Origin of the sequence: Hominibacterium faecale (assembly GCF_020734085.1) — a bacterium.
Taxonomy (GTDB): Bacteria; Bacillota; Clostridia; order Peptostreptococcales; family Anaerovoracaceae; genus Hominibacterium; species Hominibacterium faecale.
In genome coordinates this window covers 38572-58422 of the sequence record NZ_JAJAGH010000009.1, presented here as the reverse complement: position 1 = coordinate 58422, position 19851 = coordinate 38572, and the positions used below count along the sequence as shown (strand labels likewise).

Annotated in this window: 22 protein-coding genes and 1 pseudogene; 17 read left to right on the top strand and 6 right to left on the bottom strand. The window is 48.5% G+C overall.

The window, feature by feature from the left end; genetic code table 11:
* Position 1: 1 nt before the first annotated feature.
* Positions 2-1423 carry a sensor histidine kinase gene (locus LG211_RS13295; protein ID WP_148397527.1) on the bottom strand — a complete coding sequence of 474 codons (1422 nt, stop codon included), beginning with the start codon at positions 1421-1423 and terminating at the stop codon, positions 2-4.
* Positions 1413-2084: a response regulator transcription factor gene (locus LG211_RS13290; protein ID WP_148397526.1), complete on the bottom strand. Its 672-nt coding sequence runs from the start codon at positions 2082-2084 to the stop codon at positions 1413-1415. The genes LG211_RS13295 and LG211_RS13290 overlap by 11 nt, the downstream gene beginning before the upstream one ends.
* A gap of 237 nt (positions 2085-2321) precedes the next feature.
* Here LG211_RS13290 and LG211_RS13285 point away from each other — a divergent pair, with 237 nt between their 5' ends.
* From LG211_RS13285 to LG211_RS13245, 10 genes and pseudogenes are all read left to right on the top strand, one after another.
* Positions 2322-2795: a CarD family transcriptional regulator gene (locus LG211_RS13285; RefSeq protein ID WP_148397525.1), complete on the top strand. Its 474-nt coding sequence runs from the start codon at positions 2322-2324 to the stop codon at positions 2793-2795.
* A gap of 93 nt (positions 2796-2888) precedes the next feature.
* Positions 2889-3995 carry a PIN/TRAM domain-containing protein gene (locus LG211_RS13280; RefSeq protein WP_148397524.1) on the top strand — a complete coding sequence of 369 codons (1107 nt, stop codon included), beginning with the start codon at positions 2889-2891 and terminating at the stop codon, positions 3993-3995.
* Between the two features lie 13 nt (positions 3996-4008).
* Positions 4009-4668 (top strand): annotated as a pseudogene (ispD, locus tag LG211_RS20250) (2-C-methyl-D-erythritol 4-phosphate cytidylyltransferase); the annotation flags it as partial.
* A 3-nt stretch (positions 4669-4671) separates the two neighbouring features.
* Positions 4672-5154, top strand: coding sequence for a 2-C-methyl-D-erythritol 2,4-cyclodiphosphate synthase (gene ispF, locus LG211_RS20245; RefSeq protein WP_465250803.1), 483 nt, complete (start codon positions 4672-4674; stop codon positions 5152-5154).
* A 25-nt stretch (positions 5155-5179) separates the two neighbouring features.
* Positions 5180-6907, top strand: a complete 1728-nt coding sequence (locus LG211_RS13270; RefSeq protein ID WP_253021000.1) for a proline--tRNA ligase — start codon at positions 5180-5182, stop codon at positions 6905-6907.
* Positions 6908-7555, top strand: a complete 648-nt coding sequence (locus LG211_RS13265; protein ID WP_148397521.1) for a trimeric intracellular cation channel family protein — start codon at positions 6908-6910, stop codon at positions 7553-7555.
* Positions 7527-8102, top strand: coding sequence for a chromate transporter (locus LG211_RS13260; protein ID WP_269477727.1), 576 nt, complete (start codon positions 7527-7529; stop codon positions 8100-8102). Before LG211_RS13265 ends, LG211_RS13260 begins: the two co-directional genes overlap by 29 nt.
* Positions 8099-8668, top strand: a complete 570-nt coding sequence (locus LG211_RS13255) for a chromate transporter (RefSeq protein WP_148397519.1) — start codon at positions 8099-8101, stop codon at positions 8666-8668. Before LG211_RS13260 ends, LG211_RS13255 begins: the two co-directional genes overlap by 4 nt.
* A complete protein-coding gene (locus LG211_RS13250) occupies positions 8659-9114 on the top strand; it encodes an NUDIX domain-containing protein (RefSeq protein WP_148397518.1) in 456 nt (151 codons plus the stop codon). Before LG211_RS13255 ends, LG211_RS13250 begins: the two co-directional genes overlap by 10 nt.
* Positions 9115-9164: 50 nt before the next feature.
* Positions 9165-9650, top strand: coding sequence for a peptidylprolyl isomerase (locus tag LG211_RS13245; protein ID WP_415270834.1), 486 nt, complete (start codon positions 9165-9167; stop codon positions 9648-9650).
* A 60-nt stretch (positions 9651-9710) separates the two neighbouring features.
* Here LG211_RS13245 and LG211_RS13240 read toward each other — a convergent pair whose 3' ends face one another.
* Together LG211_RS13240 and LG211_RS13235 are read right to left on the bottom strand one after the other, a co-directional pair.
* Positions 9711-10619, bottom strand: a complete 909-nt coding sequence (locus LG211_RS13240; protein WP_253021001.1) for an ABC transporter permease — start codon at positions 10617-10619, stop codon at positions 9711-9713.
* 23 nt (positions 10620-10642) lie between these two features.
* Complete coding sequence (locus LG211_RS13235; protein ID WP_253021002.1) at positions 10643-10792, bottom strand: hypothetical protein; 150 nt, start codon at positions 10790-10792, stop codon at positions 10643-10645.
* 187 nt (positions 10793-10979) lie between these two features.
* Here LG211_RS13235 and LG211_RS13230 point away from each other — a divergent pair, with 187 nt between their 5' ends.
* The 4 genes from LG211_RS13230 (at position 10980) to LG211_RS13215 (ending at position 14300) form a co-directional block, all read left to right on the top strand.
* Entirely contained in the window at positions 10980-11141 is a 162-nt protein-coding gene (locus LG211_RS13230) for a TetR-like C-terminal domain-containing protein (RefSeq protein WP_269477726.1), read from the top strand.
* Positions 11142-11242: 101 nt separating this feature from the next.
* Positions 11243-12643, top strand: coding sequence for a dihydropyrimidinase (gene hydA, locus LG211_RS13225; RefSeq protein WP_269477725.1), 1401 nt, complete (start codon positions 11243-11245; stop codon positions 12641-12643).
* The gene (locus tag LG211_RS13220; RefSeq protein WP_269477724.1) at positions 12621-13856 is read left to right on the top strand and encodes a M20 family metallo-hydrolase; all 1236 of its coding nucleotides are present in this window, start codon (positions 12621-12623) and stop codon (positions 13854-13856) included. The genes hydA and LG211_RS13220 overlap by 23 nt, the downstream gene beginning before the upstream one ends.
* A 78-nt stretch (positions 13857-13934) precedes the next feature.
* On the top strand, positions 13935-14300 hold the full coding sequence (locus tag LG211_RS13215) for a PepSY domain-containing protein (RefSeq protein WP_269477723.1): 366 nt from the start codon (positions 13935-13937) through the stop codon (positions 14298-14300).
* 56 nt (positions 14301-14356) lie between these two features.
* Here LG211_RS13215 and LG211_RS13210 read toward each other — a convergent pair whose 3' ends face one another.
* Positions 14357-15727: an MATE family efflux transporter gene (locus tag LG211_RS13210; protein WP_148398431.1), complete on the bottom strand. Its 1371-nt coding sequence runs from the start codon at positions 15725-15727 to the stop codon at positions 14357-14359.
* 80 nt (positions 15728-15807) lie between these two features.
* On the bottom strand, positions 15808-16227 hold the full coding sequence (locus LG211_RS13205) for a MarR family winged helix-turn-helix transcriptional regulator (RefSeq protein ID WP_148398429.1): 420 nt from the start codon (positions 16225-16227) through the stop codon (positions 15808-15810).
* A gap of 134 nt (positions 16228-16361) precedes the next feature.
* Here LG211_RS13205 and LG211_RS13200 point away from each other — a divergent pair, with 134 nt between their 5' ends.
* The 3 genes from LG211_RS13200 to LG211_RS13190 all read left to right on the top strand — a co-directional run bounded on the left by LG211_RS13200 (position 16362) and on the right by LG211_RS13190 (position 19816).
* Positions 16362-17249 (top strand): NAD(P)/FAD-dependent oxidoreductase, encoded by an 888-nt coding sequence (locus LG211_RS13200; RefSeq protein WP_253021009.1) that lies wholly within the window; start codon positions 16362-16364, stop codon positions 17247-17249.
* Between the two features lie 432 nt (positions 17250-17681).
* Positions 17682-18707, top strand: a complete 1026-nt coding sequence (locus tag LG211_RS13195) for a LacI family DNA-binding transcriptional regulator (protein ID WP_269477722.1) — start codon at positions 17682-17684, stop codon at positions 18705-18707.
* Positions 18707-19816, top strand: coding sequence for a nitronate monooxygenase (locus LG211_RS13190; protein ID WP_269477721.1), 1110 nt, complete (start codon positions 18707-18709; stop codon positions 19814-19816). The genes LG211_RS13195 and LG211_RS13190 overlap by 1 nt, the downstream gene beginning before the upstream one ends.
* Positions 19817-19851 lie beyond the last annotated feature (35 nt).

The window sequence follows — 19851 nt, the reverse complement described above, 5'->3', positions numbered from 1 at the left end:
GTTATTTGAGGGCCACATCCAATTCGAACCAGAAGGAAGTTCCTTCTCCCAGAGTGCTGTCAACGCCGTAATTGGCCTTGTGCAGAGAAAGAATTTCCTTTACGATGGAAAGACCCAGACCTGTTCCGGTGGTGGAACGGACCATGTTGGAGCTGGCTTTATAATACCGTTCCCAGATATGAGGCAGTTCTTCCGCCGGGATACCGACTCCGTGATCCTGCACCTGGCATAGTACGTGGCGGCCTCGTTTTTTAATAACTACATTGACGGTTTTATCTTCTCCGCAGAACTTGAGCGCGTTGTTGATCAGATTGGAGAATACCTGTTTCATCCTTTCCGGATCCGCATCCACCAGAATGTCGCCGCGGCAGTCCAAATTAATGTTATAGCCGTCTTCCTCCATCAGAAGCTTGTAGGACAGCAGAATGCCTTCCACTGCTTCCTTGATGTTAAAATGGGTTTTCTTGATGACAATAGCGCCCGACTGCATTCTCGATAAGGTCAGCATGTCGTTTACCAAAAGGTTTAGCCTGTCCGCCTCGTCGATGATGACCTGGAGGTGGGCGTTTCTTTTTTTGGGATTGTCTCCGGAAAGATCGCGGATCATTTCCGCATAAGACTTGACCATGGTCAGCGGAGTCCGCAGATCGTGGGAAACGTTGGCGATCAAATCCTTCTGGAGCATCGTCGACTTTTCCAGTTCAATGGAAGCCCGGGTCAGCGTGTCCGCCAGATTGTTCAGTTCCGTATAGTGGCCCCCTTTGAAAACGACGCCGTATTGTCCCTGAGCCAGTTTTCCGGCTGAATTGGTAATATTCCGGATCGGCGTAGTGATACGGGTGGCCAGGTAGATGGCTAGGATCAGGGCCAGGGCCAGAGATATGGCGGTGACGTAGGCCAGCTGGTTGGTCAATATTTCGATGGTGGTCGAAACCGGCCACAGCGGAGAAAACACATAGGCAATTAAATCCGGCTTGTCAGCCTCGGCTAAAAGTAATGTTCCGCAGGCCAGCATTCTTTTGGAATCTTTTCCTTTGCCGATGGGAAGCTGAACGGAAGTCTGATGTTTCAGCTCCATCTCTTCCCGCACCCGCTGCATTTCGTAGCTGTAATCCCGGGGATAATTATCGCGGAAGGAAGCAAAAAACGGCGCGCCGCCTAGTTGGGTGATATAGATGGTCATATCCACCGAATCAGCCAAATTGTTCATATTGGTATAAAAGGCGCTCAAATCATCCTTTTCATACGCCTCCTCAATGGTGGTGACCACTTTTTCTGTCTTGGCCTTTTTCATGGTCACATAGAAGGTGTTGAGAAATAAAACCTGCAGGAACCAGAGCACCAGCATGAGCAAAACGGCAAATATGATAAAGTATAAACATACTTTAAATTTTATACTGTTTACATCGATCTTAAACTTCAAATTTATAACCTACTCCCCTGAGCGTGACGATGTAGTCACGATATTTTCCAAGATTGTTTCTGAGATTTTTGATGTGGGTGTCGATGGTGCGGTCATCGCCGAAAAAGTCGTATCCCCAAATGTCGGACAGCAGTTTGTCCCTGGACAGGGCAATGTTTCTGTTCTCCACCAGATAGAACAAAAGGTCATATTCCTTAGGCGTCAATTCAATTTTTTCCCCGTCCACGGTGACGGTTCTGGCCGCGATGTTAATGCATAGCCCCTCAAATTCCAAAACCTGGGGCTGTGTCTGAGAGCCGCCCTGACGTCTTGAAAGCACGGCATTGACCCTGGCCATCAGTTCCTTGGGGCTGAAGGGTTTGACCACGTAATCGTCGATCCCCAGCTCAAAGCCGAACAACTTATCGTACTCCTCGCTTCTGGCGGAAAGCATGATAATAGGAATATCCTTAATCTTTTTGATCTCCTTGCAGGCGGTGAATCCGTCAAGCTTGGGCATCATGATATCCATGATGATCAAATCATAATCGTTGAGCTTGCAAAGACCCACAGCAGTCATACCGTCAGCGGCCTCTGTAACCTCAAATCCGTTGAATTCCGAGTATTCTCGAATAACCTCTCGTATTTTCTGTTCATCATCCACAACTAAAATTTTTGACATAGACAGTCTCCTCCCCGATTCTGAATTCCTATTCTACACAATAGCGTCATTATGTGACTTTTGTGTGATAGGTATGTAGTTATTGTATCATAATTATTTTAAAACATCTGGAAATTTTGATTAAATTTTTAGTTGACAGTCAAAAATCCTTATGATAAAATTAACAATTTATTTACTTGACATACCTGTAAAAGGTGACTTATACTTAATATTAGGTATAGACTGGAGGTAAGTAGTATGTATACCATAGGTGATAAAATTGTATATCCAATGCATGGTGCCGGGATCATCGAGAAAATCGAAGAAAAAGAAATCCTGGGCGAACACAGAGAGTACTATGTCCTGAATGTGCCTTGCGGTGACATGAAGATCATGATACCGGTGGATACCAGTGATGAGATTGGCGTAAGATATATCATCAGTGCGGAAGAGATCCAGACGATTCTTTCCGTATTGGCCGACGTATCTTCAGAAATGCCGCATAACTGGAATCGGCGGTACCGCGAAAACATGGAAAAATTAAAGACCGGTAACGCGGTCGAGGTAGCAGAGGTTGTAAGAAACCTGACTCGTACGGACCGAAAGAAAAAGCTGTCTACGGGAGAGAAAAAGATGCTTACCAATGCAAGACAGATCCTGCTGAGCGAAATGGTTCTGGCAGGGGGCATGGATACGGCCAAGGCCGACGTTCTTATTGACGAAGCTGTATAATCTACAGGCTCCGTTAATAAGGCCTGCGGGCCGCTTGTGAACAAAGAGGCTATACCGAACATGTAACCGAATATGGGGAAAGGAGGTGAAGGGATGCTGAAAAAATTAATGCGAGTTGTTTTTTCGATCGTAGGCGCCATAGTAGGCTATGGTGTATTTTTATTGGCTAAGTTTCTAGTTGGACTGTCCGATTACGGGGAAAAAATCAACCTGTCCAGCACGCAGGAACTCTGCGTGGCTGCTTTATTCGTACTTATCTTTGGATTAATATTTTTCAGGTTGACACCTACGCTGGGAAAACAGAGCAGCAAGGTTGCAGATAACATTGAGACGGATCTGCAGAAAATTTCTACCAATGATATTGTCATGGGCACGGTAGGACTGATCGCAGGATTAATTATTGCCTACCTGATCAGCAGAATTTACGTGGGAGTTATGAACCCGATCCTGGATGTGGTTTTGAACATTATTACCTATTTTGTCTTGGGATTTTTAGGCGTTGTCATTGCCACCAGAAAGGGGCCGGACATCCGTGCAGCCTGGTTCACATCCAAAAAAGCTGGAAGCTCGGGAGGAAAGGGCAAGGGGAAGCATGATGCTACGCCCAAGATTTTTGATACCAGCGTGATTATCGACGGCAGGATCGCCGATATTATGAAGACCGGATTCATTGAAGGACCGATTGTAATTCCTGAATTTGTACTCGTTGAGCTGCGGCACATTGCCGATTCATCGGATTCATTGAAACGAAATCGCGGACGCCGCGGGTTGGACATCCTAAATAAAATTCAAGGCGATTATGGCATCGAAATTTATAATACGGCATCAGAAAAAGCTCTGGATGAAATTCCGGAAGTGGACGTAAAGCTTTTGAAGCTGGCCCAGATCATGAACGGCAAGGTAGTTACAAACGATTTTAATCTGAACAAAGTAGCTGGAATTAAGGGCGTGGATGTGCTGAATATCAATGAACTGGCAAATACTCTCAAGCCGGTGGTACTGCCGGGAGAAGAAATGACACTGTTCCTTGTAAAAGAAGGAAAAGAGAACAACCAGGCCGTCGCATATTTGGACGACGGAACGATGATTGTCGTAGAAGAAGGCAGACGCTATATCGGAAAGACGATCAAGGTGTTAGTCACCAGCGTGCTGCAGACATCAGCCGGAAGAATGATCTTTGCCAAACCCCGCGTAAAATAGTAGGAGACCGCAAATGTACAACAATAAAAAAATCGCCGCTATTATCGCAGCTGCCGGGCTGGGCAGACGTATGGGCAGCGACGTTCCTAAGCAGTACCTGAAAATTGGAGGCGAACCGATCTTGCTGAAAACGCTGCATGCCTTTTGCAGCGCTCCCTATATCGACTATATTTTTATTGTTACTAATAAGGATTACATACCGTACTGCCTGCAAATGAAAGAGGACTATAGGCTGGATAAGGTGGTGTCCGTCGTCGAGGGCGGAAAGGAACGGCAGGATTCCGTATACCAAGCACTGCAGGAGGTAAATCGCTGCCGGCCCGGCGTGGAATACGTGCTGGTCCATGATGGAGCAAGGCCTTTTGTCAGTCAGGAAACCATCGATTATGTGGTCCAGGCAGCTGCCGGCGTAGGCGCTGCCATTGCCTGTGTCCCGGTTAAGAACAGCATTCGCAGAGGTGAAGGCGAGAGCAGCTATAACGTTGAACGCAAGAACCTGTATTCAGTCCAAACGCCCCAGGGCTTCAAAAAATCCATTTTAATGGAGGCTTATGAGCAGGCATTTTCCGATGGCTACTACGGTACGGATGATGCCAGCCTGGTGGAACGGATCGGACAGCCCGTTGAGCTGGTGATGGGTCAGTATGACAATATAAAAATTACGACGAAAGAGGATATGCCTATGGAAAGCAGAATAGGAACAGGCTTTGACGTGCATCGTCTGACGGAAGGAAGGCCCTTGATCCTGGGCGGCGTTGAGATTCCCTTTGAAAAGGGGCTGCTTGGCCATTCGGATGCGGATGTGCTGATTCACGCTTTGATGGACGCCCTGTTGGGCGCTGCCGCTCTGGGAGATATCGGCAGACACTTTCCCGATAACGATCCCCAATATAAGGACATTTCCAGTATGAGACTCCTGGAAAAGGTGAAAAAGCTCATCGACGAGGAATTCTACGGGATCAGCAATGTGGACATTACCGTGATGGCGGAGCGTCCCAAGATCAAATCGTACATTGACGATATGACCGAAAAGATTGGGGAAGCGCTGGAAATCGACAAAAGCAAGATAAACATCAAAGGGACGACCACCGAAAAGCTGGGGTTTGTCGGACGGGAAGAAGGCATTGCGGCGCAGGCGGTCTGCCTGCTTTATAGATAACACAAAAAGGAGATAACGCAAGAAAATGAGACTATCGAACATGCATTTGAAAACCTTGAGAGAAGTACCCAACGAGGCCGAAATACCGAGCCATATTCTGCTGCTTCGAACCGGTATGATACGCAAACTGGTTTCCGGTGTCTACGGGTTTATGCCTCTTGGATGGAGATCCCTTCGTAAAATAGAAGAGATTATACGCCAAGAGATGGATCGGGCCGGAGGACAGGAAATCCATATGTCGGCCGTACAGCCGGCCGAACTCTGGGAAGAATCCGGCAGATGGTACGCCTATGGACCGGAGCTTTGGAGACTGAAAGACCGCAACGGCAGGGACTTTTGTCTGGGGCCGACCCATGAAGAAATCTTTACGGATATCATACGCAGCGATGTTTCTTCCTACCGTCAGCTGCCTCTGAATTTATACCAGATTCAGACCAAATACCGGGATGAAGCCCGCCCTCGTTTCGGACTGATGAGAAGCAGAGAATTCATCATGAAGGACGCCTATTCCTTTGATAAGGACCAGGCGGGACTCGATAAAAGCTATGAAGAGATGTATGAAGCTTATGAGAAAATTTTCACCCGCTGCGGCCTGACCTTCCGTCCGGTTGAAGCGGATACGGGAGCCATCGGCGGAAGCAATTCCCATGAATTCACGGCTCTCTCCGAGGTGGGCGAAAGCGAGATCGCTTACTGTGAAAAATGCCAGATGGCAGCGACCGTGGAACGAGCTGCATGTGTGGATGCGCCGGCTTTCTCGGAAACGGAGCTGCCCATGGAAGAAGTTCATACCCCGGGAACCAAGACCATTGAAGAAGTGGCCGATTTTCTAGGCATCAAACAGGAGGAGACCATCAAGGCTCTGCTCTTTGTTACCTATGATGAAGAGGGAAAAGAAAACGGTTATGTGGCAGCGTTTGTCAGAGGAGACAGAGAACTGAACATGACCAAGCTGATCAACGCACTCAAGATTCCGGAGCATTCGATTGAGTTTGCAGACGAGGAAAAAATGGGTGATGCCACGGGCTGCGTAGGCGGATTTACCGGACCGACAAAGCTTCACGATTGTACCATTGTCGTTGACAGTGAGCTGCCGGGGCTGAAGAACCTCTGCGCCGGTGCCTGCAAAGTGGATCACCATTTGAAAAACGTCAACTATGGCAGAGATTATAAAGCGGATATCATAACCGATATCAAGACCCTGAAAGCGGGCGATCCATGCCCGGTATGCGGTGCGCCGATCAAACATGCCCGCGGTATTGAGGTGGGCCAGGTTTTTAAACTGGGAACCAAGTACAGCGAGTCCATGGGCGCTACTTATAAAGACGAGAACCAGCAGGATCAGCTGATTGTAATGGGCTGCTACGGCATCGGCGTGACCAGAACCCTGGCGGCCGTTGTCGAACAGCATCACGATGAAAATGGAATTATCTGGCCCATGTCCGTCGCTCCTTATCATGTGATCATCACCGTGATGAAAGAAAACGATGAGACACAGATGGAGCTGGCGGAACGCATCAGCGGCGAATTGGAAGCCGCAGGGGTGGAAGTGCTGCTGGATGATCGGAAAGAACGCCCCGGCGTCAAATTTAAAGATGCGGATCTTCTGGGTATTCCGGTTCGGATCACCGTAGGAAGAGGCGCAGCAGACGGCATGATCGAATATAAGTTGAGAAGAGATGCAGACAAGGAAGAGATTTCCGCGGAAGAAGGAGTTCAGCGGGCAATCGAAATCGTGAACAAGGAGAAATAAATGGAGTTTCTTTCTTTGATGGAGATCATCGGTACTGTAGCATTTGCTGTTTCCGGGGCCCTGGTTGCCATTGAAAAAGAGCTGGACTATTACGGAATCGCTTTTCTAGCGATTATCACATCGGTGGGCGGCGGCATTCTGCGGGATATCCTCATTAATCTGCCTCTGCCTTTGGCGTTGGCAAACCCGCTGTACGTGCTCATCAGCATCGGTACTGCGGCAGTGGTGATTCTGTTCTATAAAAAATTTGTCAGACATCAGCACATTGTTTTGTTTTTTGATGCCATCGGTCTGGCTGCCTTTACCGCCATCGGCGCTGAGGCCGCTTTGGTCCATGAAGTCTATACGCCTTTCGTGGTCATAACCTTAGCGGTGCTCACAGGAACCGGCGGCGGCATTCTGCGGGATGTTTTCGCCAAAAGGATTCCTTTTGTGTTCAGAAAAGAAGTCTATGCGGTGGCGTGCATCATCGGGGCAGCCGCCTTCATGGGGGCTTACTATTATCTGAATCAGGTTCGCCTGGCCATGTATATCTGCTTTGGCGTGACCCTTGCAGTGCGGCTGATCGCCATTAAAATGAACTGGCATTTGGCAAAAGTAAAACGGATTGAGGAAAGTGATGACGAAGAGCAAAAAGACGGCAATTAAAGAACACGCAAGTCTCTTCTGGGAATTTTTTAAGATCGGCCTTTTCACCATCGGCGGCGGAATGGCTATGCTGCCATTGATTCAGAAGGTGGCGGTAGAGGATAAAAAATGGATGGATGCTGAGGATATGATCGATTGTCTGGCGGTCAGCCAAGCCATGCCCGGTGTGATCGCCATCAACAGCGCCACCTACATCGGCAGACGCCGCTATGGGATTACAGGTTCATTGGCAGCGACCCTGGGCGTGATTCTGCCGTCCTTTCTGATTATTGTCCTCGTAGTGACGCTGCTGGGTACGGTCGGGCAAAACAAATATATAGACGGAGCCTTTACGGGAATCAAAGCGGCTGTCTGCGGCCTGGTCATCGTATCGGCCTGCAGGCTGGGGAAACAGGTTTTAAAGGATCCCTTTACCTGGATCGCGGCGATCGCAGCCTTTGCGGCCATCGCAATATTTCGAATCACCGCTCTTTGGGCGATTATTGCCGGAGCGGCAGCCGGAATTCTCTATCTGATTATCCGTGAACACAGGAGGGCAGAAAAATGATTTATGCGTATCTGTTTTCCATGTTCTTTCGCATCGGTTTGTTCAGCTTTGGCGGCGGGCTCGCCATGCTGCCTTTGATCTTTCAGAGCGTCCAGGATTTCGGGATCATGTCGGCTCATGAATTTTCCAACTTGGTGGCCCTTTCCCAAGTAACGCCCGGTCCCATCGCCGTTAACGCGGCCACTTACGTGGGCCTTAACTACGCGGGCCTTCCGGGAGCGATGATCGCTACCCTGGGCGTGTGCCTGCCTTCCTTCGTGCTGATTCTGATCGTCATGAAGTTTATGGAAAAGTTCAAAGAAAGCAAAGGGCTGGAAGGTGCGTTCCTGGGCATTCGGCCGGTAACGGTGGGGCTCATTGGGGCGGCAGCCATCTTTGTGGCCGAAACTTCACTGGTCAATGGGGAACTCTTTTCCACAAAAATATTTACAAATCCCGGATCTTATATCAATCCGATTCCCTGCGTCATTTTTGCGGTGACCTTGATTCTGGCGGGGAAGTTCAAAGTGAGTCCCATTAAAATTACGATTTTAATGGCAGTAGTAGGAGCAGTAGTATGTGGGTAGGCGGCGTAAGAGTAATTATACTGGATGATCAAAAACGAGTTCTCATGGTGCGGCAGCATCACGAAGGCAGGGACATCTGGATGGTGCCCGGCGGCGGCATTGAAGAAGGAGAGACCTCCAGCCAGGCCGGTGTGCGGGAAGTCCTGGAAGAAACCGGCCTGCAGGTGGAGATGGGAAAACTGATCTGGCATGTGGAAGAGGTTTCGGAAAAACGGGGCCAGCGCTTTGTCAATTTCTTTCTGGCCCAGCTGGTGGGAGGCAATTTAGAACTGGGATCTGACCCGGAATTCGATGAAAACTCACAGGTGCTGAGAGAAGTGCGCTTTATGTCCCGGGAAGAAATGTGCCATTTGGAGGTGCTGTATCCGGAGTACCTGAAAGATGAGCTGTGGAGATTCCTGGAAGAAGATTATTATGGCTATAATGCTTTTAAAATAAGAACTTGATAAGGCGGGCCTTGGCTGCCCGCGGACCGAGTTGATAAAGGAGAATGAATATGAAACTTGTAAAAATTGAAATGGAAAACGGCGATGTGATGAAGGGTGAACTTTATCCTGACGTGGCGCCGGAAACAGTTGCCAACTTTGAAAAGCTGGCGGGAGAAGGATTCTATGACGGACTGACCTTCCACAGGGTCATTCCCGGCTTCATGATCCAGGGCGGCTGCCCGGACGGAACAGGTATGGGCGGTCCCGGGTACACCATTAAGGGAGAATTTACAGGCAACGGCTTTACCAATGATCTGGCCCATGAGCGGGGCGTTCTGTCCATGGCCAGAGCCATGGATCCCAACTCGGCGGGTTCCCAGTTCTTTATCATGGTAGCCCCTGCGCCCCACCTGGACGGCCAGTATGCGGCTTTCGGCAAGATTACCGAAGGTATGGAAGCGGCCGACAAAATTGTCAGCGTGAAAACCGGTTTTAACGATAAGCCGGCTGAACCGCAGGTGATGAAAAAAGTTACGGTTGAGGACGCGGAATAAAAGAGATCGTTTAAGTGGAGGGCCCGGCAAGTTTATTGCCGGGCTTTTTTGTAAATTTTTTTATTTGACCACACAGGCAAGCCTTTTTCGATACACGTAAGCTGCGGCGAACACAGATACTACCAGATACCCAATCATAATCAGCCAGCCTTCCCGAAAACTCAGCATGCCGCAGACCGACGGATCCATGGAAAAAACTTCGCCTCTGATCTGGCTTAATCCATAGGTGTTTGGAATGCAGAGGGCAGCGCTTTTCAACAGGCCGGTGGTATATTTAATGGAGCCTGTCGCACCGGAAAGAAACCATAAGATCACGGCCGCGGTCATTATGCTTCGGGGCGACAATTGATATTCAAACAAGGTATTGTAGGTTTTTTCCTTGTACAGCAAATACAAAACATTGAACATGGACCCTAATAAAAAGGCAAGGAGGAATACCGCCACCGCAATAATATGAAACCAATCCAACTGGGTTTCCACATTGAGGATTTCTTCCACTTCCACTTGCAGATTTTTATCCGTGGCCCGGTAAAAGTCCAGAATTCCTTCGTTGAGATATAAGCGCAGGTTCTTTGCCATATCCGAATTGTAGTTATTAAAGAAATAGGAAATATCCGCGTTGCCGCCGCCTTCCAATTTGCCGCTGAAATCTCCGCTCACAAGGACCACACCGTTGACCTTTCCCTGTTGATACAAGTCCATGGCCGCTTCACGACCCTCTTTGACTTCTTCAAAATATGGTTTGTCTCCCAATGGTGAAATTTGGCTGAAAATGGATTTTTCAAGTACTTTTCCGTATGTGCCGGGATCTTCATTTACATAAGCCAGCCTGAGGGATGAAAAGTTCCCAAAGGTCAGGGCAAATATGATCAGGATGATGGTTGGCGCAATGACACCTGCTGCGATGGACTTTGGATCCGCCCTGAAAAGCAGCAATAATTTTTTAAATTCAGCAGTAAACAGTTTCATCTTTCCACCTCCTCGCTGCGGATTCATCTGATGTAGGAAATCGTAATCAGCACAAATGCCAGAATAAAGGAAAGACATAAGGCTCCAAAATCCGCGGTCCGGTCGATTGTGCCGTTAAAATAGCACCAGCGCACGATTTCGATGGCATAGGTCACAGGGTTGATATCGCCCAAGAGATTTGCCACGCTCCCAAAATACGAGAGGGAGCCAAAGCCGCCGCCCCCCGACCCATAGCGTCAGAGCAGTGACTAGGGATATCAGAAAAGCAGTCAGCGTTGACTTGATATAAATGCCGATGCACATGCCGATACAGACAAAAATGCCGTATCCCAATAGCAGCATCAAAAGAAAAGAAGGCAGATGGAATACATTGCCAGCGCCCAAATCGGAATGCTCACCCTGTGGCTGGAAAATGGCCGGAACATCAGCAGCAGGAAGCTGGCCGGACTCATAGAAGCAGCAAACTTGCGGGGCCCAATGCACTGCCTGGTGGAATTAGCGGTAAAGGAGGCAAAAAACTGAGATCATCAGGACCTCTCTTTTTTTGGAATTTTTAGAAAACGCTACCTTTCTTAAAAATTCCATGATAAAATATGATTATGATGAAAAAGGAGGAACCGACTATGGGAGTATTAATTAAGAACGGGACGATCGTTACTGCAGAAAATGAATTCAAAGGCGACGTGTATATAGCCGGCGGAAAGATCATTGCCATCGGCGCCAAGCTGGGGCATCGGCCGGATGACGAAGTTGTCGACGCTACCGGTAAATATGTTCTGCCCGGAGGAGTTGACCAGCATGTACATTTCTCCTTTACCTACAATGGCAGTAAAGTGCGGGGCTTCGAGACCTCCAACGCTGCCGCGGTAGGCGGAACCACCACCTTAATTGAATTCGTTAATCAGGAAAAAGGAAAAGGGCTGATCGAAACCCTGGAAGCATACAAGGCTTCCGACGCCGATGGGATCGCCATGGTGGACTACGGTTTTCACAGCGTTATGACCGATCCAAGAGACGAAGTGATCGAAGAGATTCCCAAGCTGGCAGAAGCGGGATATCCGACTATGAAACTGTTCATGGCATATAAAGGCATGTTCTTCCATGCGGATGACGATGCCATTTTAAAGGCGCTGCGCAAGGGAAAAGAGGCCGGCGTTACAATCATGGTCCATGCGGAAAACGCGGATATGATCGATGTCCTCACCAAACAGCTCATCGCGGAAGGAAAGACGGAGCCGTACTACCATGCTGTGTCCAGACCACCGGTTGTAGAAGCGGAAGCCACCAGAAGAGCCATCTATCTGGCCGAGCTGGCGGGAGCACCGCTTTATGTGGTCCACGTAACTTGTAAGGAAGCGCTGGAGGAAATCAAACAGGCATATAATCGGGGACAAGCTGTCTTCGGAGAAACCTGCTCCCACTATCTGGTGCTGGATACGGAAGATCTGGCGCGGCCCAACTTTGAAGGAGCAAAATATGTCTGTTCGCCGGCACTGCGTACGGCGGAGCATCGTCAGGCGCTATGGCAGGCTGTGGACAGAAAATGGCTCAACGCCATCAGCTCCGACCACTGCGGCTTTGACTTCGCAGAGCAAAAACATATGGGCTTTGGCGAAGGCAAGTCCTTTGCCGATATCCCCAACGGAGCACCGAGCCTGCAGAACCGGCTGAACATTCTCTGGACCTACGGCGTTTGCGAAGGAAAAATTTCCAGAACAAGACTGGTCGATCTCTTCTCCACCATGCCGGCGAAAATCAACGGTTTGGAAACCAAAGGCCACATCGATGTGGGCTACGATGCCGACCTGGTTGTCTTTGATCCGGAATACCGGGGAATCATGAGCGCCCAAAATAACCTGGAAGGCGTTGATTACAGCCCATTCGAAGGATTCGAGCAGAAAGGCCGTCCGGAGACCGTATTCCTCAGAGGCATGAAGATCGTCGATAACGGCACCTATGTGGGACAGAAAGGACAGGGCAGATTCGTGCCTGGAAAACCTTATGGCGCAGCTTATGAAGATTGATGGGAAGCGACTGCTGCAGGACCTGCTTGTATTGAGGGACTTTACCGATACGCCAGGCAGCGGCGTTACCAGATTTTCTTATGGGACGCAGGATAAAAAGGCCAGGGAATATCTCTTTGAACAGGCAAAGGCTCTGGGCTGCCGGATCGAAACGGACGCGCTGAAAAACGTACGCATTCATATGCCCCAGAACAAGCCGGAGTGCAAGCGGGTCGTAATTGGATCCCATGTGGACACAGTGAGAAACGGCGGCTGGCTGGACGGAATCTACGGCGTCACAGGAGGACTTGCGGTTCTGCGGGCTTTGAAGGACTGCCAGCTTAACCGCAATCTGGAACTGGTGATCTTTGCCGAGGAAGAGGGATCCAACTTCGGCTCCACCATGACCGGCAGCAAATTTATTATCGGCAGCTACAGCGGCCCGGATCTGGACAAGTTGAAGAACGACCAGGGCGTTTCCTTGAGAACCATTTTGGGTGACCCTTCCCCGACGGAGCTTGAAGCTGTCCAATGGGATTTCGCCCAAATTGAAGCTATGCTGGAGCTGCATATTGAGCAGGGCCCGGTATTGGAGAGAAAGGGCCTGCCTCTTGGCATCGTTGATGTTATTTTCGGCATGCAGGTCATTGAGGTTGAAATAAAAGGCGTGGGAAACCATGCGGGAGCAACGCCTATGGTCGATCGCAAAGATGCCCTTTGCGCAGCCGCCCAGTGCATTCTGGCCGCAGAAGAGATGGTCGGGCCCGATGGGACAAGCGTGGTGACCGTGGGACGAATCCACGCGGAGCCGGATTGCAGTAACGTGATTCCGGAAAAAGCATGGTTTACGCTGGAGGTCAGGGATCGGGACAACAAAAAAATTCAGACCTATATGGAACACATTATAGCAGCGTTCAAAGAAATTTGCAGCCAAAGAGGCGTGGACTGCCAGATAACAAGAACATCGTCATCCAAGCCCCTCAGCCTTGACACTGGGCTGATTGAGACTATGAAAGGGCTGGCGGAAAAGAAAAGAATTCCTCATCAAGTGATGGACAGCGGCGCGGTACACGATGCCTGTATGATCGCAAACCATGCTAGAACAGGAATGATCTTTGTACCCAGTATTGGCGGCAGAAGTCACGTACCAGAGGAAGATACCAAAAAGGAAGATTTGATTCTGGGAGCACAGTTTCTGCTCGATCTGGCTTCTGATTTGACCGGCGCAAAATAAAAGAAAATTTTAATGCTCCTTTCATTTATAGAATGTACCATAATGGTACACAATAGAAGCAAGAGAGGAGATGGAATTATGAGAAAAAAAGTTACATTGCTGTTAGCTGCGGTTGTAGCAGTATTGATGATTGCCGGATGCTCTTCCGGAGACGACGATAAAGCTGCCCAGCAGACCCAGCCGCCTTCCAGCGAACAGACTACACAAGCGGCGACTTCTGAAAGCCAGCAGAATCTGATCGGTGAACAGAAGGCCAAGGTAATTGCCCTTAAGAAAGTTGAGGGCGCCAAGGAATCCCATATTACCAAATTCAAGCTGGACAAAGACGATGGCCGTCAGGAATACGAGGGTGAAATCGTCTATAACAACCGGGAATACGATTTTGAAATCGATGCGGTTTCCGGCGAAATCCTCAGTTGGGAAGACGAAGCTGTAAATCAGTAAAAAAGAAAACAGCGGGCATGCCGGAGAACGGCATATCCGCTGTTTTTATTTTGGAGCTATCCATGGAGAGAGCGCTTGACCTTTGCCAATGTTTTCTTCAGGAAGAGTGCGCACAATAAGACGGATACCAGTTCGGCGATGGGGAAGGCCCACCATACCGCATTGATATTTCCCGACAGGGAGAGCAAATAAGCGGCCGGCAGCAGCACGATCAGCTGGCGGATCAGGGATACGATCAAACTGTATACGCTCATCCCCAGTGCCTGGCATACGGAACTGGCGATGATGGAAAATCCGGCGAATACAAAATGGATGGAAATGATCCGCAGGGCCGGAATGCCCATGGACATCATATGCTCAGACGCGCTGAACAAATGGAGCAGCGGGCCGGGTATAGCCTGAAAGAGGATTACCCCCAGGCACATGATGCCGATGGCATAACAGGCCGCGTAGCGAATGGTGCGATGAATACGGTCTTCTTTACCGGCGCCGTAATTATAAGCGACGATGGGTACCATGCCGTTGTTGAGGCCGAAAATGGGCATGAAGACAAAGCTTTGAAGTTTAAAGTAGACCCCGAAAACCGCCACAGCTGTGGAACTGAACGCAATCAGGATTTTGTTGAGGCCGAAGGTCATGACCGAACTTATAGCCATCATCAAAATAGACGGAATTCCAATGTACAAGATACTGAAGAGAATGTGCCGGTCCGGGCGAAGACAGCTGAAGCTCAGCGTAACATCATGGTTTTTCTTATAATTAAAAAACAAAGCAAGGCAGGCAGCTGCGATCTGCCCTAAAACCGTAGCTAGAGCAGCCCCGGCCACTCCCATTTTCGGCATTCCCAAAAGACCGAAGATCAGGATCGGATCAAGGATGATATTGATAACAGCACCGATACCCTGTGTGATCATGGTATAAAAGGTACGTCCGGTGGATTGAAGGAGACGCTCAAAGGTGAACTGAAAGAAGAGCCCGAAGGACATGGCGCAGCAGATCTGCAGGTAGATGTTTCCGTAATCGAGGATCTGGGCAATATCTGTCTGGGCCCTCATGAAGATGTTGACCCCGGTAAAGGAAAAGAGCAGAAACACCAAATAACAGATAGCGATGAGTAAAAGCCCCTGCATGGCTACTTTATTGACTCTCGGCTGATCCCTCTGCCCCAGAGCTCTGGAAAGTAGTGCATTGATGCCCACGCCTACCCCGCTGCCCACAGCGATGAGCAGATTCTGGATGGGAAAGGCCAGGGACACGGCGGTCAAAGCGTTCTCGTTGATCATGGCTACGAAGATACTATCCACTACATTATACAGGGCTTGCACCAACATGGAAATAATCATCGGCAGAGCCATAGTAATCAGTAATTTGTTAACGGGCATAATCCCCATTTTATTTTCGGTTTTTTGAAGTGTTGCATCAGACATTTTAAAAATTCCCCCTTTATAAATAAGTTAGATATCGAACTATATCAATGAAAAGAAAATGAATGTATCTGCAAGTACATTCATTTAATCGTTTCGGACAAGCGTTTTAAAAGACGCAGCAGTGTTTCCATCTCGTCATCTGTAAATACCTGAAAATCCTGTGCTTCATCCTGAGCCAGCCTTTGTTCAAACTCAATGAAGGTAGACTCGCCGGCCGAAGTTAGAACCAATTTTTTCAGCCGTGCATCGCAGGCAACGCTTTCCCGGCGAATGTATCCTTTGTTCTCCAGAATTCCCAACACATTGGAAATAGTTGAGCGCCGCACATCCAATGCCGCTTCCAGATCACGCTGGAATACATCTCCCTTTTTGGAGGCTATAAAAATATGCTCCATAGCGATGAACTGGATTAACGTCAGATTGTATTCGTCTGCAAGACGGTCGATTTTTCTCTTTAATTTCACATCAATGACATGAATCATTTTGCCTATATTTTTCATAAAATTTGTTCCTTTTGTTAGAACTCTAACAATATTAACAGAAGGCGATTAGAATGTCAAGGCAGAAAAACGTTAAAAGTTTTTGGTAATGGGTATAATAAAAAACACAAGGGATGAATGAGGAGGAAAAAACAATGTATGATGTGATTATTATAGGTGCGGGACCAGCCGGGCTTTCCGCAGGCATTTATGCGATTCGCTCGGGATTGAAAACTTTGATATTCGATAAAGCTTCCTTTGGCGGACAGACCATTCTTTCGGCGGAGATTGAAAATTATCCCGCCGTACCATCGGTAACAGGGCCGGATTTTGCGGAAAAAATGTATGAGCAGCTGACCTCTTTGGGCGGCGTAATCAAACTGGAAGAAGTTAAAAAAATCGATGCGGAGCATAAAATCATAGAGACGGGAGCCAATCAATATCAGGCACAAAAACTGATTATCGCGGCCGGACTCAAGAGGAGAAAGCTGGGCTGCCCAGGTGAAGATGAGCTGGCTGGAAAAGGCGTTTCCTACTGCGCCATCTGCGACGGGCGCTTTTTCACCGATAAGGATGTGGTCGTGGTGGGCGGAGGTAATACGGCTATGGAAGATGCCCTGTATATGGCAGCCTACTGCAATCATATTACCATTGTCTGCCGCAAGGACAGTTTAAATGGAGAAGAAACGCTCAAATCCGGAGTGGAGAAAAAAGACAATATATCGGTGATGTATGGTGTCAATGTAGCTGAGATTCAAGGCGAAACGGTTGTTGAAGAAGCGGTGCTGGATAATGGGGAGATCCTACGGACCAGTGCGGTTTTTGTTGCCATTGGATATGAAGCTGACAGCAGTTTTTTGGAAGGACAGGTGGAATTGACTCAGGAAGGCTATGTAATTGCTGGAGAAGATTGTCGTACTAATGTGCCGGGTGTTTTTATAGCAGGGGATTTGAGAACCAAAGGGGTACGGCAGATTGTGACTGCTGCTGCTGACGGAGCTGTGGCAGCGTTGGGAGCGGCAGACGAGCTATTAAAGATGTAACTAGTCACAAAAAAACTTAAAAAAAACAAAGTTTAATGTTGAAAACGGTTTCATAAAGTGCGATAATTATAGTAGTAATATTCTGAAAATATATGTGGGTGAGCATTTTAGAGAAGAATATTCGGATGATAGCCGCCGAGATGAGACCGAAACTGCTTTCATTCTGCAAGAGCGGGATCTTTTTACTGGGATTCTGACAGGCAGAGATTCGAAATGTAGAGGCTTGGCGGTGTCCAGGCCTTTTTGTCATAAGGAGATGAGAGCTTCAAGGGCGGTGCCGAATTATATAGGAACCAAAAAAACGGAAAACTGAAAATGAGCACCAGATAAGCCTTCTGAAAAGGTGAGGACTGACATGTACGGTGCCGGCCCGGTCAGGCCGCGCAGCGTATGATTGAATTGGACAAAATATTAATGATTGAAGAGGGCGCTATGAATATCAGACATATTGCAAAACAGGCTGGTGTTTCTGTGGCGACGGTTTCCCGGGTACTGAATCACCCGGAAAACGTGGCGCCGAAGACCAGAGAAAAAATCGAAAAGATCATTGCGGAGACAGAATATACACCCAACTGGTTCGCACGGGGCCTGAATTTTAATAAGACTGGGACCATCGGCCTTATGATACCCCATATATTGAATTCCGTACATATGGAGATCGCTAAAGGTGTAGAGGATGTGGCGCATCAAAAGGAATATATCGCCTTAATGTGCAACGTGGAGCACGATGCAGCCAAAGAAAAACGATATCTGGATCAGCTGATAAAAAGAAGGGTAGACGGCATCATCTTTATTTGTTCTTCTTTGGGAAAAAAAGACTTTCAGCTGGTGCAGGAGCAAAAAATTCCGGTGGTGCTCATCGGAGAGCATAAAAATAGTCTGGGGCTGCACGTGGTAAGCATCGACTGCAAACAGTCAGCAAAAAAAGCAGTGAACCATCTGCTGGAAAGCGGTCATGAAAAAATAGCTATGCTTTATGGGACCGAACCTCAGATCGAGAATGAGTATAAAATAGCCGGATATAAGCAAGCGCTCAAGGAAGCGGAACTGCCCTTTGTCCGGGACTATCTGCGGGAGGTAGAAAACACCATCGAAGGCGGTTACCTTGGGGCGAAAAAACTGGCAGAACTTGCCGATCCCCCGAGAGCGGTTTTTGCCAGCAGCGACTATATCGCCTTTGGTGCCATGGATGCTATTAAAGATAAAGGCCTCAAGATTCCCGATGATATGGCAGTAATGGGTTTTGACAATGTTAGAATGTCAAATCTGGTAGAACCAAAGCTGACTACCGTAGAAGTACCGCTGCATAAAATGGGAGTATACGGTGCGCGTCTGCTATTTGATATTATAGAAGGCGAAGAGGAACCAGAGACGGAGCCGAAGACGATCCTGCTTCAGTCTAAGCTGAAGATTCGAAAGTCCAGCGGCCATAAAGAAAGAATTGGAGAAATGTTTTAATGATGAAGACAGAATTTTTAGGTCTGAGAATGGAAAATCCGATTATGGCAGCGGCGGGTCCCTGGAGCAGGGATGGTGAAAGCATTCGCCGCCTGATCAAAGCAGGAGCGGGGGCTGTGGTGACAGAGAGCGTAGTCAGCGATACCCTGCTGGATGTACGACCACGGATTGCTTACGATGGCATGGGAGCTCAGAATATAAGACTTTACAGCGATATACAAATTGAAGGCTGGGAACGGGAAATGGAGATCGCAAAGAGCGGCGGCGGCGTGGTGATCGCCAGCATTTCCGCCCATACGCCGTCGGAACTGGCCTATTTGGCTACAAAAATGGAAAAGTTCGGAGCCGATGCCATTGAAATCAGCGTATCCAATCCTATGTGGGAATCTTTGGAAGTCATGGCTTCCCATCCGGAAACCGTTTTTGAAATGACCAAGGAGGTTGTATCCAACGTAAAATTGCCGGTAATCGTCAAGCTTTCCCAGAATACAACCAATATCTCCGCGGTAGCCAAAGCCGCTAAAAACGCAGGTGCCAGCGGCGTCAGCGCCATCAATACCATTCGCTGCATTCTCAGCGTGGATATTGAAACGGGAAAACCATCTCTGGCTACATATGGCGGATATTCGGGAGGGCCGATTCGCCCTCTGGGGCTGGCTTCCGTAGCCACCATCGCCCAGACGGTAGATATTCCCATCTGCGGTATCGGCGGCATTACGGATTACCGCAATGCTTTGGAATACATCATGTTGGGAGCATCCGCCGTGCAGGTGGGAACAGCCGTGATGATCAACGGCCCCGAGGCCCTGACCAAAATCATAACCGATCTCAATCAGTGGTTGGAGGAAAAGAAGATCGGCAACATTTCCAGAATAAAAGGAAAAGCGCTGCGAAATCTCAAATCATTTGATGAGATCAAAATCGAGCCGGCGACCAGCACTGCTATCAGCGTGCCGTGTACGGCTGATTGCGGCATCTGTATCCATGCGTGCATGTATCACGCGATTTCCAAAAAAGACGATCAAATTTGTGTAGATCAGGAGCTTTGCACCGGCTGCGGTTTGTGTACCTGTATCTGTCCGGCAAAAAAATTAAAATTGGATTGGTAAAAAACTCTTGCAATTTTCTGAAAATATGGTATATT